Source organism: Burkholderia sp. b14, from assembly GCF_900156195.1.
In the GTDB taxonomy this organism is placed as follows: Bacteria; Pseudomonadota; Gammaproteobacteria; order Burkholderiales; family Burkholderiaceae; genus Mycetohabitans.
In genome coordinates, this window is record NZ_FTPJ01000002.1 from 319654 (window position 1) to 337706 (window position 18053).

Annotated in this window: 11 protein-coding genes; 6 read left to right on the forward strand and 5 right to left on the reverse strand. The window is 62.7% G+C overall.

Annotated features, from left to right (window positions below):
• Positions 1–672 precede the first annotated feature (672 nt).
• The 5 genes from B0B13_RS02595 to B0B13_RS02615 all read left to right on the forward strand — a co-directional run bounded on the left by B0B13_RS02595 (position 673) and on the right by B0B13_RS02615 (position 7916).
• Positions 673–1482: a Crp/Fnr family transcriptional regulator gene (locus tag B0B13_RS02595; RefSeq protein WP_076788029.1), complete on the forward strand. Its 810-nt coding sequence runs from the start codon at positions 673–675 to the stop codon at positions 1480–1482.
• Positions 1483–1505: 23 nt separating this feature from the next.
• Positions 1506–2882, forward strand: a complete 1377-nt coding sequence (locus B0B13_RS02600) for an undecaprenyl-phosphate glucose phosphotransferase (protein WP_076794208.1) — start codon at positions 1506–1508, stop codon at positions 2880–2882.
• A gap of 145 nt (positions 2883–3027) precedes the next feature.
• Positions 3028–4308, forward strand: a complete 1281-nt coding sequence (locus B0B13_RS02605) for a polysaccharide biosynthesis/export family protein (protein ID WP_076794562.1) — start codon at positions 3028–3030, stop codon at positions 4306–4308.
• A 70-nt stretch (positions 4309–4378) separates the two neighbouring features.
• On the forward strand, positions 4379–6715 hold the full coding sequence (locus tag B0B13_RS02610; RefSeq protein WP_076794209.1) for a polysaccharide biosynthesis tyrosine autokinase: 2337 nt from the start codon (positions 4379–4381) through the stop codon (positions 6713–6715).
• Positions 6699–7916: a glycosyltransferase family 4 protein gene (locus tag B0B13_RS02615; protein WP_237574096.1), complete on the forward strand. Its 1218-nt coding sequence runs from the start codon at positions 6699–6701 to the stop codon at positions 7914–7916. Before B0B13_RS02610 ends, B0B13_RS02615 begins: the two co-directional genes overlap by 17 nt.
• 181 nt (positions 7917–8097) lie before the next feature.
• On the opposite strand, the gene B0B13_RS02620 is transcribed toward B0B13_RS02615, so the two are convergent.
• Complete coding sequence (locus B0B13_RS02620; protein ID WP_076794211.1) at positions 8098–10137, reverse strand: sigma-54-dependent Fis family transcriptional regulator; 2040 nt, start codon at positions 10135–10137, stop codon at positions 8098–8100.
• Positions 10138–10625: 488 nt separating this feature from the next.
• Between B0B13_RS02620 and B0B13_RS02625 the strand changes: the two genes are divergently transcribed.
• Positions 10626–11456: a response regulator transcription factor gene (locus B0B13_RS02625; protein ID WP_237574095.1), complete on the forward strand. Its 831-nt coding sequence runs from the start codon at positions 10626–10628 to the stop codon at positions 11454–11456.
• A 30-nt stretch (positions 11457–11486) separates the two neighbouring features.
• On the opposite strand, the gene B0B13_RS02630 is transcribed toward B0B13_RS02625, so the two are convergent.
• Genes B0B13_RS02630 through B0B13_RS02645 form a run of 4 tightly spaced genes read right to left on the reverse strand, consistent with a single transcriptional unit; the run spans position 11487 to position 17890 of the window.
• Positions 11487–11696: a dodecin gene (locus B0B13_RS02630; protein WP_041754685.1), complete on the reverse strand. Its 210-nt coding sequence runs from the start codon at positions 11694–11696 to the stop codon at positions 11487–11489.
• Positions 11677–13485, reverse strand: a complete 1809-nt coding sequence (locus tag B0B13_RS02635) for an efflux transporter outer membrane subunit (protein WP_370643250.1) — start codon at positions 13483–13485, stop codon at positions 11677–11679. Before B0B13_RS02635 ends, B0B13_RS02630 begins: the two co-directional genes overlap by 20 nt.
• A complete protein-coding gene (locus B0B13_RS02640; protein ID WP_076794214.1) occupies positions 13482–16673 on the reverse strand; it encodes an efflux RND transporter permease subunit in 3192 nt (1063 codons plus the stop codon). Before B0B13_RS02640 ends, B0B13_RS02635 begins: the two co-directional genes overlap by 4 nt.
• Positions 16670–17890: an efflux RND transporter periplasmic adaptor subunit gene (locus tag B0B13_RS02645; protein WP_139337284.1), complete on the reverse strand. Its 1221-nt coding sequence runs from the start codon at positions 17888–17890 to the stop codon at positions 16670–16672. Before B0B13_RS02645 ends, B0B13_RS02640 begins: the two co-directional genes overlap by 4 nt.
• Positions 17891–18053 lie beyond the last annotated feature (163 nt).

Below are 18053 nucleotides of genomic sequence, written 5' to 3' on the forward strand. Positions count from 1 at the left end.
GATGTTACATCGACGCCATGGATCCTGGTCAAAAGGGTGACGTCTGCGCCATGACCGGTAACTATTACGCGAATCTAAGGTTTGTCATTTCGGTGTTTGGTTAAATTAATAAAAAATTATGAATAATCAAGAGATTGCGGATGAAGTGTGGGGTGGCGAGCATAGGCTGACGCCGGCTTGGCAATTCAAATTTGAAACAGTTTTGTGTGCTCTATAGCACCGCATCCCGAGCGTCGATCCGGTGCCTCGACGGGGTGTTTGGTTATGCCAAATGAGTCTTAACCCGCGAGCAGAAAAGGAATAAGCGGTAAAGCGCACATTCCGAGGCGGGTCACGCCGATGGCGCAATGCAACATCGAGTGTGTCCCGCGACCCCTAGTCTGTTCACCAATGCGACGCTTTTGGGCGGTGCAGCGGTGTCGCGGCTACGTGCGTCACGCGTAGACCGTTATTAATCAAGGACTTCTGAACTAGTGGCACACAACTCGCTGAATTAAGGCCATGTCCTCTCAAGAGGGCGACATGGCAACGTGACAGAAAACGTTCAACAGGTCGCGGATCCGAGGTCAAGGTAAAGATTGCAGCGGTTGCAATTGTCCTTGGATCGTGATCAGCGAGATTCGACGCACACCCCGCTGCGTTTGCGCAGCATAGCCAAACCGGAACACCAATATGCTCTACCTCAGAGACGATCTGCATGCGAACCACTTGCTTGGCGCCTTGACCGAGGAGGACTGGCGATCACTCGAGCCGCACCTCGAGCTGGTTCGCGTCAAGAGCTCGCAGCTGCTTTGCGATGCTGACGAACCGATCCGGCACATGTATTTCCCGACGACTGCGGTGATGTCGATGTTGTACCTGATGGAGGACGGCGCGACGGTCGAGGTTGCGGCGATCGGTAACGAGGGCGTGGTCGGGGTGCCAGTGCTCACCGGCGGCGGTACGATGCCCAGCCGCGTCGAAGTGCGCAGCAGCGGTTTTGCATACCGCGTGTCCGCCAGCGTGTTCCGAAAGGAGTTTGAAAAGTCGATGGGTATTCATCGGCTGATGCTGTTGTACATCCAGGCGCTGATGACGCAAATCGCTCAAAGTGCGCTATGCAACAGACACCATTCGGTCAATGAGCAACTCTGTCGCTGGCTTCTGCTGGCGCATGACCGCTTGTCCACGGACGAACTGACGGTCACCCAGCAGATGATTGCGAACATGCTGGGGGTGCGTCGCGAGGGGGTGACCGAGGCGGCCGGCAAACTGCAGGAAGCAGGTTTGATAAGACAACGCCGCGGGCATATCACTGTACTTGACCGGCATGGCCTCGAGGCGCGTGCATGTGAGTGCTACGGCATGATTCGCCGAGAATTTGATCGGCTGTTGCCGCGTGCCGACGATGTCGTGGCGCTGGAGCGCTCACGCACGGTTGCGCCGGCCGACGAACGTGCGCTGCGCACGGTCGGCTACGTGCGTGTGCTGCAACCCGCCTAAGCGCTCGCGCGGAGAAATTCACGATGCTAGGAATCGTTGCAAGGCTATCGGATGTCTTGCTCGTTGCGGCTGGCGCATGGCTGGCGCATGCGTTGCGTTACAACGGCTCATTCGACTTAACTGACGCGGAGCGCTCGCTGGTGGCGCTGTCGTGTGCATTGACGCTGCTGGTCTTCCCGCCACTGGGTATCTACCGCTCGTGGCGGGGGCAGACACTGTACCGATTGTTATCGCGCGTCACGCTTGCCTGGTTCGCGGTGGTCGTGCTCGGCTTGTGCTTCATCTTCACGCTGCATCGCAGTAACGACATCTCGCGCCTGTGGCTGGGCACGGCGGTGTTGACCTGCGGCGCGTTGCTGCTCGCGGGCAAGTTGTTTATCCATGCGGTATTGCGCAAGGTCCGGCAAAGCGGAAAGAACCAACGTTCGGTGATCATCGTCGGCACCGAAAGCTATAGTCGGGCCGTTCTCGACCAGATGCACGCGGCGTCGGAAGCGGGTTTTCGGCCGGTGTATGTGTTTGACGATAGCGGCACGGTGCCTTCGGCGTGCATTGGCGGCGTACCGGTACTGACGGACTTCGCACAACTTGCCAACATCGTGCGTGCCGGTGGCATCGATGAAATGTGGCTTGCGTTGCCATTGTCGCATGAGCGCGCGATCCAGCGCATCGTGCGTGAGTTTCGCCACGATTTCGTCAACCTGAGGTTTCTGCCGGACGTGCGGAGCATGACGCTATTCAGTCAGTCGGTTACCGAGGTGTTGGGCATGCCGGCGATCAACCTGGCGGCCAGTCCGGTCTCCGATCCGCAACTGTGGCCCAAGTTGGTGTTCGACCGGTTGTTTGCCTTGGCTGTGCTGGTGCCTTTGTTGCCGCTGTTCATTGTGCTAGGCATCGCGGTGAAGCTCTCGTCTCCCGGGCCGGTACTGTTCAAGCAAAAGCGCAAGGGCATCGATGGGCAGGAGTTCGAAATCTTTAAATTCCGCACGATGCGTGTGCACCAGGAGCAGCATGGTGTGGTGCGCCAGGCCTCGCGTCATGACTCGCGCATCACCAAAGTCGGCGCGTTTCTGCGCCGCACGTCGCTGGACGAGCTGCCGCAATTTCTGAACGTGCTGCTGGGCCAAATGTCGGTGGTTGGCCCGCGGCCGCATGCCATCGAGCACGACAACCTGTACAAGGACTTGATCGACGGCTACATGTATCGCTACCGTATCCGCCCGGGGATCACCGGATGGGCCCAAGTCAATGGTTACCGCGGTGAAACGCGTAAAGTGGAAAAGATGGAAGCGAGAGTCAAGTTTGATTTGTTCTACATACAAAACTGGACATTCTGGTTCGACATTAAGATTATCTTCATCACGCTGGTGAAGGGTTTTGTCGGCCGTAACGCATTTTGAGCCGTACCGTTCGATATGCCGCACGTCGGTCCGGTGGCCCGACGCATTGCTGCTGGATGAAGTGGAAAGAAATCTGCGCCCAAGGCCATACGCCGCGCGTGTCGCGCGCTTGCTCCGGCCAGCTGCGCAAAAAGGAGAAACGAAGATGTTGAAGCGCCCCATGGGGATGGCTGCCGTAATGACGGTGGCATTGTCCGGCTGTGTGTTGGCCCCGGGACCGGCATTGGACTCGAGCCGCATGCACGACGATCTAAGCAAACCAACTGATACGACGACCTACGACGTGAACCTGATCACGCCGGAACTCGTCTTCAAGCTGAAGGAGTCGGACGCGGCCGATGCGCGCGCGCGCGAGGCAAGCCTGCACGCGATGCCGGCCGATGAGGTGAGCGATTACCGGGTCGGGGTGAACGACGTGCTGGGCATTACTGTATGGGGGCATCCGGAGCTGACGCAAGGCGGCAATGCGGCGACGGCGCCGCTGCCGGACACGGGCACGCTGCAAGGCATGGGCAGCTTGGGGGCCGGCCAGCAGCAGCCGCAAAGCGCATTCAGTACCAATGGTCCGGGCGAGCTTGACGCACAGGGCCAGCGGGTCGCCGCCGATGGCACGATCTTCTTTCCGTCGCTGGGCCGCGTGCGGGTCCTAGGGCAGAGCACGGTGCAGATCTCGCGGCTGTTGTATGAGCGCTTGAAGGGCCGTCTGAAGGACCCGCAGATTGACGTGCGCGTGATCCAGTATCGCAGCCAGCAGGTACAGGTGACCGGCGGTGTGAAAAATCCGGGGCAGTTATCGCTGACCGGTTCGCCGATGCGGGTGATCGATGCGATCAACCGTGCCGGCGGCGGCAATCCGGACGCCGATTTGCAGCGGGTGCTGGTGTCGCGTGGCGGCAAGGTGATCACGATCGATGCGACGCGAATCCTGAACCGGGGCGACATGCGGCAGAACATCGTGTTACAGAACGGCGACATCGTGAACGTGCCGGACCGGACGCAGAACCGCGTGTTTGTGATGGGTGAGGTACCCAAGCCGCAGACGGTGTTCATGAACCAAGGCCAGTTGACGTTGGCTGACGCGCTGACCGCAGCCGGCAGTATTGAGCCGGCCGGGGCGAACCCACGGCAAATCATCGTGATCCGCCATCCCAATCCGCCGCTCACGCAAATTTCCAATGGGCAGGATGGCCTGGAGGAGGGCTTCAAGAAAGCCAGCTACGCGCCGGCCGACAACAAGCCGGAGATCTTCCGACTGGACATGACACAGGTCGACGCCATGATGCTGGCCACCGAGTTCGACATGAAGCCGCTGGACGTAATCTACGTTGGCACCGCACCGGCTGCCCGCTTCAATCGCCTGCTTGCGCAAATCCTGCCTTCGGCCGAATCGTTCTATCTGGTCTGGTCGGTGGCGCATAACCGCTAACCCTCTATCGACGCAGACACCCTGGGCATGATTCGAATTGATGGCAACGAGCGATAACTGAGGATTTCACATGGAAGCGCGACACATCGACATGGGCTATTTGCCGCCGTCGGGCGCAAGCGAGGGGCTCGTACCACGAGACCTGGTTCGCGTGATCACTGACAACCTGTGGGCCGTGGTCGGCATCGCGGCGGTGATCACGGCGCTGGCGAGCGCGTACGCGTTCTTCGCCACGCCGCTGTATTCAGCAGACACCTTGGTGCAGGTCGAAGTGCCCAAGCAAAACGAACTGGCAGACCTGGTTACCAAACAGCCAAGCCAGAACAACAGTTCGCCGAACGGACCACCGACGGAGACCGAGATGGCGATCGTCACCAGCCGCGCGGTCCTCGCCCCGGTGATCGCTCAGTACAGGCTGGATGTGCTCGTGACGCCGCATCGGTTTCCGGTGTTGGGCAAGATTGCCGAGGCGCTGGCCACGCGCGGCGAGCCATCGCGGGCGTGGTTTGGCTTGTCTAAGTACGCATGGGGCGGCGAGCTGGTGGATATTGCCCAACTGAACGTACCGCGCGAGTTGCAGGACAAGAAGCTTGAACTCAAGGTGTCCAGCGGTCGGCGTTATCAGTTGCTGGACGAACAAGGCAATCTGCTGGTGAACGGTATCGAGGGGCAACTGGCGCAAGCCGGCCCGGTATCGATGCTGGTCGAACGGCTGGCGGCGCGCGACGGCGAGACGTTTACCGTCGAGCGTCTGAACGAGGTAACGGCGGTACGGCGCTTCATTAATCAGCTCAAGGTCGTGCAGGTCGGCAAGGAAACCGGCATCGTGCAGATCAGCTACGAGAACAGTGATCCGGCGCTGGCTACGGCGGTGGCCAATGCGGTGACGCAGAACTACATCGGCTCACGCGTCACGCAGACACAGGAAGAGGCGAGCAAGATGCTCGCGTTTATCAACAACGAGCTGCCGCGGCTGCGCGACGACCTAAAGCAGGCTGAGGCGCAGCTGCAGTCGCATCGGGTCGCGTCCGGCTCGATGCAGGCGACGACCGAGAGCCAAAGCTACCTGCAAGGTAGCATCGAATTTGACCGTCAGATTGCCGCACTGAATCTGCAGCGTACTCAATTGCTGGATCGGTTCACGGCGCAAAGTCCTGAAGTCAAGACGGTCGATGCGCAGCTGGCGCAGTTACGTGCGGCCAAGGGCAAGTTCGAGTCGCGTTTTGATTCGATGCCGAGCGCCGACCGGCAATCTGCCGATCTGGCGCGCGATGCGAAGGTGGCCGAGGAAATCTACGTGGCGATGGTCAATAAGGCGCACGAGCTGTCCGTGTCGCGCGCCGGCACGGTAGGCAACGTGCATGTGATCGACACCGCGGTGCAACCTTCCACCCCAGTCAAGCCGCGACGCGCGTTGATCATTTCAGCCGCAATTGTGCTCGGCCTGATGCTCGGCGTGCTGTATGTGATATCGCGCCGCTATTTGTCGCAATCGGTCAGCGAGCCCGAACAAATCGAAGGCAAACTGCGCCTGCCGGTGTTCGGTGCGGTATTGTTCAGCGACGAGCAGGTGCGGCTGGCGCGCACGCCGCCGCTGCCTGTGCTGGCCGGGGCACGCGAGCCGTCGCTACACGGCGACGCGCGCAGCGCGACGGCGCTAGTGGCGTCACCCGATGCGGCGGCGGGTGGGTATCAGCCGCGTCCGCACGCCGGCGGGCTGCTGGCGGCCGCGCGTCCACGCGATGTCGCGACCGAGGCGCTGCGTGGCATCCGCACGATGCTCAACTCGAAACTGCTCAGTGCCACGAACCGGATCGTGATGGTGACCGGCGCAACGCCAGGCACCGGCAAGAGCTTTATCTCCGCCAATCTCGCTTTGCTGTATGCGCAAGCGGGCAAGCGCGTCTTGCTGGTCGATGCAGATCTGCGCCGCGGCCGGCTGGGTATACATTTCGGTTTGCCAACAGATACGGTGGGGTTGGCCGAGCTGCTCGGCGACGGATTGTCGCCGGAACAGGCGATCCATCCGACCAGTGTGGCCAACCTGTCATTGCTGCCGGCCGGCGCACGTCCCGGCAACCCGTCAGAGCTGTTGGCGATGGAGCGCATGACGGAGCAACTCGCGCAGTTCAATGAACGGTATGACTTGGTGTTGGTCGACACGCCGCCGGTGCTGGCGGTTGCCGATGCGTCGATTGTCGCCGGCTACGCAGGCGCGACGGTGCTGGTGATGCGGGAGAACGCGCAGACTGAACTGGAAGTGCAGGAAACGCTTAAGCGTTTGGGTCGGGCCGGTGCCCAGGTGGCCGGCGCGATTTTCAACGGAATGTCGGCGCGCCGCAGCGACCGCCGCAGCTACGAGTACATCTACGCTTATACGCGGGAAGGCGATGCGTCGGCAGCCTGAGCGCGAGTGTTCGCATGGCGGTACCGCGTCGCTGGCGGCCGTCTCGCCGCCGCGCGTGCAGCCCGCCGCTGGCGGCGGCACGCTGGCCAGTGAACGCAGCCACGCGGCGCCGTTACCGGCGTCCATCGCGATCAATGGCAAGTTTACGTCGCAGCGGCTCACCGGCGTACAGCGCGTGGCGCGCGAACTGACCGCGGCGTTATCGCAGCAGTGCGGCACACCCGCTGCGTCGCCGCTGCTGCTAGTGCCCCGCGATCACATAGACAGCGAACTGCCGGCCGCCACACCGCGGCACGTGGTGCCGTATCTGCGCGGCATCCTCTGGGAACAGCTCGCGCTGCCGTTCGCTGCTGGCTCTCGCACGCTGCTCAGCCTGTGCAACATCGGCCCGCTGTTCAAGCGCCGCCAGGTCCTGATGATCCACGACGCCGCCGTATTTGACTTGCCACAAGGCTACTCGACCAAGTTCCGCCTGTGGTATCGCTTCGCGTTCACGTTGCTCAAGCGTAACGTGCAGCATATCCTCACGGTCTCGTCGTTCTCAAAGGGGCGCATCGCTGCGCGGCTCGGCGTGCCGCCCGAGCGCATTTCCGTGATTCCGCCTGGTGTCGACCACTTTGACCGACTCGAGAGCGACTATGCCGTGCTGCAGCGGTTGAACCTGTCGTTTGACCGTTTCGTGCTGATCGTCGGCTCGCTGGCGCCGGGCAAGAATCTCGCACGCACGCTGGAGGCGATTGCGTTGCTCGAGCGCAAACATCCGGAGCTTACGTTCGTGATCGTCGGCGGGCAGAACGTGAAGGTGTTCGGTTCATCGTTACCGCGCGTTGCCAGCGTTGCCAAGCACATCGTCTGGGCTGGCTACGTCAGCGATGGCGAGCTAAAAGCATTGTACGAGAATGCGGCATGCTTCGTATTTCCGTCGTTGTACGAAGGGTTCGGCCTGCCGCCGCTCGAGGCGATGTACTGTGGCTGTCCGGTGATCGTCTCGCGCGAGGCGTCGCTGCCCGAAGTGTGTGGTGACGCGGCGCTTTACTGCGACGCGCATGATGCGGCTGACATTGCAGCGAAGATCGTCGAGCTGATGGGCGACGTTGAGCAGCGCCGCGCGATGCGCGAGAAGGGCCGCGCTCATGCGCAACAGTATCGTTGGGATACGTCAGCGAGCCGCTTGCTGCGAGTGCTGCGCCAGTTCGGATGATGGCAGCGCCGCGGCGCACGACAGCCTGGCGGCGAACCGCCGCCCGTGCGTGCTCGTGCGACGCTCGCTCGGCATCGCCGCCGCTGTCGCAGTTCAACGCGTAGGTGGCAGGCATGGACGGCGCGTTGCCGAATTCAGGCCGCCGCGGTGCTTCACGCCGGCACCATAGGCGCGTGTTACGTCAGCCGGCCTCGCCAGAGCGGGGGCGGGCGATGCCCAGCCTGGCCAGCCGCCGGTACAGTGTGGCACGCGACATGCCCAGTGCACGTGCAGCGCGCGTTGCGTGCCAGCGATGCTCAGCCAGTGCGTCCAGGATCCTGGATCGCTCGATGGCCAGCATATCGTAGGCGTGTGTGTTACCGAACCGCTCGCTCGTTGCATCGCCGTTCGTGGCGTGCCATGCTATGCCTGCGTGCGACGGATGCGGTGATTGCGCCAGGGTATCGAGCTGCGAGCGGACATCGGCCGGCAGGTGCGCTGCTGTGATCAGCTGCGTATCGCAAAGCAGGCACGCGTAGCGTAGTACGTTGCGCAGTTGCCGGACATTGCCCGGCCATGGGTGGCGCGCCAGCCGTGCAAGCAGCGTGCTGTCGAGCGTGAGCGCGCGGGGCACACGCCGCGCCTCGTCCTGGAATACAGCGACGATCACATCTTCGATATCGGCTCGATCGCGTAACGCCGGCATCGTCAGCACGACGCCGCTGAGCCGATAATACAAATCCTCGCGGAACCGCCCGGAGGCGACCATCGCGCTTAGGTCGCGGTGGGTTGCGCAAATCACGCTTAGATCGACCTGTACTGGCGTATCGGCACCCAACGGTAACACTTCGCCTTCAGCGAGCACGCGTAGCAGCCGCGTTTGCAGATCGATCGGCATGTCGCCGATTTCATCGAGGAACAGTGTGCCGCCGTCGGCTTGCGCGATGCGTCCGCGTGCGCCTTTTGAGCGTGCGCCGGTGAACGCGCCAGGCGCATAGCCGAACAACTCGCTCTCGATCAGCGATTCCGGAATGGCGCCGCAGTTTACGGCAATGAAGGGCTGTTTGCTTCGTTCGCCAGACGCATGGATGGCCTTAGCGAACATTTCCTTGCCGGCGCCTGTTTCGCCTAGGATCAGAATGGGCAGGTGTTCGCCCGACAGTCGCAACGCGATGCGTGCATTGCGCGCGATCACCGGGTCACGGCTGTCGAGAAATACGCGCATCGACGGCGGCGCTGCCCGCACCGGTGCATCGTCGGCTGTGCGAGGGAGTGCCGGAAAGCTGAGCGCCGACGGCTGCCACGGTGACATGCCTGCCTGCGGCGCGCGTATCCGCGCGTACAGCCTATCGCCCGTGGCACGCGAGCGCAGCGCGGTCATTCGCTGCAGACCGTCGATGGGAAGCAGGTCCGCGTCACGCACGTCGAACAACATCGACAGATGCGCGGGCGCACCCGACGCGAGCATCGGAAACCGCTGCTTGGCCTCACGGTTTGCCGCGACAATGGCGCCACTGTCATCGAACGCAATGAGCACTTCCGGATCCACCTCGACGAAGTGCGGGTTGTCGTGACCGAACAACAGCCAGTACTGCGCTGTCTGTTTCACGAAGTATCCATCCTCGATCAACTGCGCAGTATGCCGTACCAGTTGATGGACGATGCTCTGGCTGTCCGCGCCATCGGGCGACTGCAGCGCGGACGCATCCACGACGCCGATCAGCTTGCCGTCCGGTGCGAGAATAGGCGCGGCGGTGCACGTGAGGGTCGTGAACAGTGAACGGAAATGATCGACCTTATGCACGGTCATCGGCGCGCATTCGGCGAGCGCGCTGCCGATACCGCAGGTGCCTTGCTCGCGCTCGGACCAGCAGGACCCGATGTACAGCCCCACTTCCTTGTACTGACGGCGCAAATGCGAATCGACTCGGTAGTCGACCGTCACACCTTGCGCGTTGGCCAGCAGCACGCAGTAGCCTGCGCTGCGCAGCGTGTCATGCAGGCGCGACAGGTATTGACCGGAGGCGAGCAGGAAATCCTCTTCCTGTTGTTGGATCTGCTTAAGCTCGTACGCCGTCAGGATCCGCGGCGATGCCGGCGATGTCGGGTCGATGCCATACAGTTGTAGTGATCTGTGCCACGACGACAGCAGCCGCGGGTTGGTATCCGGAGAATCACTTGTGCCATTGCGGACTGCATCGATCACACGGTCCACGTGGGCGGTTTTCGGATCCCTTGCCATGAAGTCACCAGCCTTCAGCCGTCATACGCCTGATTGTTCTGTCGTATCCCGCAGACATTCGAGGCCCGTATTCCCCCACCCATCTTCCATTTGCGAATGTATCAGTGTATCGATGCGTGAGACACTGTGTGCCGAGCCCATGAATCGCCTCGCCGGCCCCGTCAATCGCGGCCGGCGGCCCAATGTGCGTACATCCCGCACTCGGCCGGTGGTGCTGCATGAGTCAAAAGTGTCTCAAGCCATCATTTGTATGTGAGGATGCCGAAACTCGTAAACATTTGCAAGAGTTCGTTTTTTACGACAGCTCGACACCAATGGCATGGTCGTTGCTTTTAACAGTGTGAATCGGACGGCGATCGTTGCTCAGCCGTCAGGTAAATGAAATAAGTTGAAAGAATAATGAAATGTTAGCGTAAGTCGTTGCTCGCAGCAATGGGCGGATGTGGTTCAGTGCGACGCGGGCAGGCGCTACAACCTTATGGACTACTATGCTTTGTGCCAACGATCGAAATAGTAACCCGCTCCAGTTACCGCGTGCGGGACAACTGGACGCCCCGGCCAACGTCACGTGCCTGTTGGACGACGGCGCCGCGGGCTTGACCGTCGCAGTGCTGGCTCAGAACGTGGGGCTTCATGCGCGTGTCAGGACTGCGCTGCAGGAATACGGGATCGCCTGCCGCCCATTTGGCGACGACATCTCCCTGGTCCGGGCGGTATCCCGCCATGCATTCAGTGCGGTGCTGCTCGATGCGACGGCAGGCGTCGATCCGCTGCAGCCCATCCTGGCGCGTCGGCTGTGCTATCGCGCGCTGTTGATGCCGGTGATACTGGTTGGCGTGGCAGACGACGTGGCGAGCAGCAAGGCGGTACTCGAGTCGGGTGCCGACGACATCGTGTTGGCTCCAGTCAACGCGCGCGATTTGATGACCCGGCTGCAACTCGCGATACTACGTCATCGCCGCGACGTGCACGCGCGCGAAGGGCGGGAGCCTGTATTGCAGCGTGGCGAGTACCGGCTGGATCGGGGTGCGTGCACGGTATCGGTGCGGGACAGACAAGTGCGGCTGACGCCGCGCGAATTCGAGATCGCATGGATACTGTTCTCGAACGAAGGCGAATACGTCAGCCGTGAACATATCACGCGCACGATATGGCCTGGTTCCGACAAACGCGTTGATGGCGCCCTGGACCAACACATTTACAAGCTACGCAAGAAGCTCGCGCTCAACGGCGAGAGCGGATGGGCGATTCAGCCGCTATATGGGCACGGATACCGTGTCGTCGCACTGGATGCCACGGGGCCGCGACAGGCGGCGTAAGTGGCACCACGTCGGCTTGGCAACAGCGGATCAGTCTTCGATGCGCAGTCCGACTTTGAGGCTGACCTGCCAGTGAATGACCTTGCCACTCTCGATATGGCCGCGCGTGTCGGTGACCTCAAACCAATGCAGGTTGCGCAAGGTCCGTGACGCTTTCTCGATTGCGTTCTCGATAGCGTGCTGGATGGATTGCGTCGACGATCCAGTCAATTCGATCTGTTTATACACGTGGTCGCTCATGGTTTTCTCCCGGCAAAGTGGACGACGCTGGCGGCGCGTCGTCGCGTTCAGTCTTGCATGCTTGTAGCACGGCGTATGCCAGCCGCCGCACGCGCCATGCGTGTGGCATGATGGTGCGCTGACAAGGCACGACAGGGGCAGCGAAGCCAATTCGTGTAGCGCGCGAACAGCTTGACGTCGCCGCAGGGTGAGCGGCTAGTGTGGTGCCGACGTATCGACGGCGGGCGAGCCCATGGCCTGGAACAACGATGCGGTATCTGCTAGCCGCGCGACGCGCGCGTATCGCATTGATACGCACCGAGTGCGCCTGCTGTTCGCTGGCGCGGACCGCCGATATCGGTAATGCCCCCAGCTCATGGCGTTGTCTTGCCGCTTGCGCGGCTTGTTCGGCCGCCTGCTGTGCGGCAAGCGCGGCTGCCTGCGTGCGGGCATCGTGCTCCAGCGCGACAAGCGTATCAGCCACGTCGCGGAACGCGTCCAGCACAGTTTGCTGGTATTGGTCGAGCGCCGCATCATAGGCGTGGAGCGCAGCCCTGCGCTGCGCGCGCAGGGCGCCGCCATGGAACAGCGGCTGAGTCAGACTGGTGCCGATGTTCCACAGACGACCGGCGGCACAGGTCGCCAACGGCCAACTCAAGCCGCCCTGGCCCCACGACGCCGACAAGCTCAAGCTTGGAAACATCTGTGCGGTCGCGACGCCGACCTCGGCTGCCGCCGCCTGCACCGCTGCGTCGGCAGCGAGCACGTCCGGACGCTCGTGCAGCAGCTCCGACGGCAGTGATACGGGCACGGTGTCTGGCAATATGAGGCGGTCCAGCGCGAGGTCTTCGGGCGCTGCATCCGGCGTGCGGCCCATTAACACCGCCAGGGCATGCCGTGCCGCGAGCCATTGCGCGCGCAGTGGCGGCAATGCGGATGCGGCCGCCTGCGCGTTTTGACGCGCATTCAGGGCATCGACCCGGGAGGCGGCGCCCAGTGCGACGCGCTTGTTCGTGTCGTCGGCTTCGGCTGCTGCCAGTGCGGCGATGCGTTCTTGGGCATCCCATTGTTCGTGCAGTGACGCCGCGGCTAGCGCGGCGCTGACGATATTGGCCGCGAGCGCGCGGCGTGCGGCGTCGAACTGGTACGACTGGACATCGACCTGCCGGGACAACGCTTGGTTAGCCAGCCGTGCTGCACCGAACAGATCAATCATGTAGTTCGCACGAACTTGTCCGACAAAGGTGTTGTAGCGCAACGTCGGCGGCCCCTGAATGGGCATGCTCAGCGCCCGTTGGCGCTGCACCTGCGCTCCGGCGTCGATTGACGGCAGCATAGATTCTCCGATCTGCGCACGCAGTTGTTCACGTGCGGCGGCGAGGGTTTTTTCCGCTGCCGCCAGCGTGGCGTTATTACGCAGCCCTTCGTTGACCCACGCGTTGAGGGTGTCGGACTGATACAGCATCCACCAGCGCGGCACGGCACGCGCGCCGAGCGCGAAGCGCTGCGCTACGCCTCCCGCCGTTACGCTTTGCGCTGCACCGGGCTGCGCGGCATAGTGGAGCGGCGCAGGTGGCGTGGACCGCTCGCCCAGCGCGAATGCGCACCCGCCGAGCAGCGTGGCACACGCCGCGGCGACGCATGCTGTCGTTACGGCCGCCGCTCGCCTGTCGGCGGCGCGGCGCGGATGGATCCCGCAGGTGAGTGACGGGCGTAAGCTAGGCCTGCGCTTTGACATGAGGGACAAACTCAGCACGGACTCCGGCGTCGGCGAGGGTGATAACAGCGCGCTCGGCAAACGGCGCATCATCGTGCCTCCTGCGGTGGTTGGGTTTCGTCGTTGCGCACGCGGAACCACGTGGCGTACAGCGCGGGTAGGTAGAACAGCGTCAATACGGTGGCGCTGGTAATACCGCCCATCAGTGCAGTTGCCATCGGGCCGAAGAAATTGCTGCGCAGCAGCGGGATCAGCGCTAGCACCGCAGCGGCGGCAGTCAGTGTGATAGGCCTGAAACGGCGTACTGTCGCGCCGACGATGGCAGCAAGGCGGCCGTGTCCTGCCGCGATATCCTGCTCGATCTGGTCGACCAGGATCACGGAGTTACGCATGATGATGCCGAACATCGCGATTACGCCGAGCAGCGCGACGAAGCCGAACGGCTGGCCGAACGCGAGCAGCGCGGCGACCACGCCGATCAATCCGAGCGGTGCGGTTAACACCACCATCATGACGCGTGAGAAGCTCTGCAGCTGGATCATCAGCAAGGTCAGCACAGCGATGACCATTAGCGGCAGTTGCGCATTGATCGATGCTTGCGCCTTTGCGTTTTCCTCGACCGAGCCGCCGACTTCGATGCGGTAGCCTACCGGCAGCTTCGCACGCAGTCCCGCCAATGCCTTGTCGATCGATTCGGTGACGTCAATGCCCTGTGCGCCGCCGCGCACATCGGACTGCACCGTGATCGTCGGTTGCCGATCGCGCTCCCAGATCACCGCGTATTCGAGCCCGTACGACAGCTTCCCGAGCGTGCCGAGCGGCACCGGCCCAAACGGCGTGGGCATCGCTAGCGACGCGAGCGCCGACGGGTCGACACGCTCGTTGCGGGGCGCGCGCAAGTCCACCCCGATCAGCTTGTCGTGCTCGCGATATTGCGTGACAGTGTAGCCGGACAGCGACATCTGTAGGAAGCTAGCAATATCCTGCGACGATACGCCTAACTCGCGAGCCTTGGCCTGATCAACCACAAAATGCACCGAGCGCTGCCCGGGCTCGTCCCAGTCGAATTGAACGTTGCGCGTGCGAGCGTCGTCCTGCATCACTGAGGCGACCTGTGTGGCGATGGCGCGTACCGTCGCGATGTCGTCGCCGCTGACGCGGAATTGCACCGGATAGCCGATCGGCGGGCCGTTTTCTAGTCGAGACAGCCGCGTGCGAACACCACTGAAGTCGGTCGCGAGCTTGTCGTCGAGGAAGCGCGCGAGCGCGTCACGATCCTGGATGGACTTTGCGGTGACGACGAATTGCGCGAAGTTGGGCAGTTGCAGTTGCTGGTCCAGCGGCAGGTAGAAGCGCGGCGCGCCGCTGCCCACGAAGCTGATCGCATGGTCAATCCCCGGCTGCTCTTTAAGTAGCGCCTCGATGCGCTGCGTTTCCCGCAACGTCGCGTCGAATGATGCGCTTTCGGTCAGCCGCACGTCGATCAACAACTCCGGCCGGTCCGAACTCGGGAAGAACTGCTGCGCGACCAGACCGAAGCCGCCGAGCGCGACCACGAAAAGGACGAGCGTCACGGCCAGCACGGCGAAGCGGCGCTTGACGCACCAGGTGATCCATACGCGCAGGCGGGCGTAAAAGCGCGTGTCGTAAATATCGTGCTCGTGTTCGTGCCCATTCTGTTGCTGGTGTCCGTGTACTTGCTCCTGCCCCTGTTCGTCTGCGTGCCCCCGCACTTGGGGAACAGTGGGTCGCTTGCGCTCGGGCAGCATGTGATAGCCGAGCAGCGGGATCACGATCACCGCGGCGAGCCACGATAACAGCAACGCAATGGCTGATACCTCAAAGATTGAGCGGGTGTATTCGCCGGTGGCGGACTTGGCCAACGCGATCGGCAGGAAACCGGACACGGTTACTAGCGTGCCGGTAAGCATTGGAAACGCGGTGCTGGTGTACGCGAATGCAGCGGCTTTCGCGCGGCTCCAGCCTTGTTCGAGCTTGACTGCCATCATCTCGACCGCAATGATTGCATCATCGACCAGCAGGCCGAGAGCAAGCACCAGCGTGCCAAGCGACACCTTATGTAGCCCGATATTGAACACGCCCATCACCAGCGCGGTCACGGCCAGCACGATCGGGATCGAGATGACCACGACCATACCGGTGCGCAGCCCGAGCGATACGAGGCTGACCACCAGCACGATGCCAACCGCTTCGGCGACGGCCCGCATAAAGTCGTCCACAGAATGCGACACGGCGTGCGGCATGCTGGAGACCTCGGTCAGTGCCACCCCGGCAGGCAATTGCGTGCGCAACTGCACGACGCGTGCGTTCAGCGCCTTGCCGAGCTTGATCACGTCGCCGTCTGGCTGCATCGTCACGCCGATGCCCAGCACCGGGCGGCCGTTGAAGCGCATCTGCGTGACCGGCGGATCATCGTAGTCGCGGCGGATCGTGGCGATGTCGCCCAGCCGGAACGAACGGTTGTTGATGCGCACCAGCGTATCGGCGAGCGCGTCAACATGATCGTATTGGCCGCTCGGCCGCACGAATAGGCGATCATCGGCAGTGGTCAGCACGCCGGCCGCCGCGACGGCGTTTTGCGTGTTGATCGCATTGGCGAGTTGTTGGGGGCTGATGCTGAGCCGGGACAACTGTGCGTTCGAAATCTCGATATAGATATGCTGGTTCGGATCGCCGAAGTAATCGACTTTGGCGACGCCCGGCACGCGCAGCAACTCGCTGCGCAGCTGGTCTGCATAGTCGTGCAGCTGTGCGGCAGAAAACCCGTCGCCCTCCAGCGCATAGATGTTCGTGTAGACGTCGCCGAACTCGTCGTTGAAAAACGGTCCCTGCACGCCGGGTGGCAAGGTATAGGCGATGTCGCCGATCTTCTTGCGGACCTGGTACCACGTGTCCGGCACGGTCGAGGCCGGGGCCGAATCCTTGATCGCGAAGAACAGCAGCGACTCACCAGGGCGCGAATAGCTGCGCAGGAAGTCAAGCTTTGGGGTTTCCTGCAGCTTGCGTGCGATCCGGTCGGTGATTTGCTGCTGGACCTGTTGGGCATCGGCGCCGGGCCACCTTGTCTGGATCACCATCACCTTGAAGGTGAACGGTGGATCTTCCGATTGCGACAGATTCCGGTACGACAGAATGCCGGCAAGTGTCACCAGCATCAGCACGAAGACTACCAATGCCTGGTGCCGCAGTGTCCAGGCGGACAGATTGAAGCGTCCTTCGTCGTACGAATGACCGGGTGGTTGGTATTGAGCGCCGGTCATAGCGAGAAATCCTCCGGATGCAGCGGCGCGACGGGCTTGACCTGCTCGCCCGCGCTGACCGTGTGCACGCCGCGTAGCACGACGCGCTCGCCGTCGGTCAGTCCGGCGCTGATCACCACGGTGCGCTCGGTGTAGTGCGACACTGTGACCGGCCGCAGTTCCAGCGTGCCCACGTCCTGTTTGCGCGCGTCGCGCGACTGGCCGGTGTCGCGCGACGCGGCATTGGCACGAATCACCCATACCGCGGGGCGTTCATTTTGATGGAACAGTGCGGTGGCGGGCAGGACGATGTCATGGTTGATCGCACGCGCAGCGTCCGGCTGGAAGGCCACGCGGGCGGTCATGCCCAGGCGCACCGTGTCGGCGCTGCCGCGGGGCAGCGCGAGCGTAAGCTTAGCGCGATAGGTCCGGCTGGCCGGATCGGCGGACGGCGCCAACTCGCGCAGCGTTGCGGTGAACGCCTGCTCAGGCAACGCAGTAAGCGTGACGCTGGCCTTCGCGCCGGGACCGATGAAAGCCAGTGTGCGCTCCGGCAGATCGCAGATCACGTCCAGCGCGTCGGACCACGCGAGCTGGTAGACCGCTTGTCCAGCCGACAGGTTCTGTCCAGTGTCGGCCAGTTCCTGTGTGATCACTCCCGCGTGGTCGGCGGCGAGCGTGGTGTAGCCGAGCTGATCCTTTGCCAGCGCGGCTTGCTGAGCGGCGGCGTCGCGCTGCGCGAGGGCCGCGGCATGATTGTCCTCGGTTTGCTCGAGTTGCAGCTTGCTGATCAAGTTTGACTGCGCCTGCGCGCGGTCGCGCTCGAGTTGTTGTCGGGCGAACAGCAGTCGGTGCTCGGCCGCGCTCAACTGTGCGGCGGCGCTCGCGGCCTTCTTGCGCGCATCGGCGGGATCGAGTTGCGCGATGATCTGACCGGCGCGCACGGCCTCGCCCAGATGGACCCGGCGCTCGATCAGTTTGCCGCTGACGCGAAACGATAGCGACGTCGAGAATCGCGCGGCCACTTCGCCGGGAACGGTTGTTACGGCAACGGCGCTAGCTGTGGCGCTGTGCACAGTGGCCGCCACCACCGGTCGAGCCGGCACGTCAGGGGCGACACGGTCGCGGCACGCGTTGAGCAGCACGAGCGCGGCCAGCGCGCTGGCGACGGCGGTATTGCACGGCGCCAGGCGCGCGCGACGACGCGGGGCGGAATGCAGCAAGACGAGAGCTTTCACGGCAACTCCGGCGAGAGGCGGCAGACGCAATGAGCCGATGCGTCGCCCGGACACGCCTCTGATGCACGTGGCACCGCACCCGCCCGCTGAATACTAGGTCACATTCTAATGCACGGTTGTATCTGAATGCAAAGACGTATTTACGTGGTCGATGGTGATACCA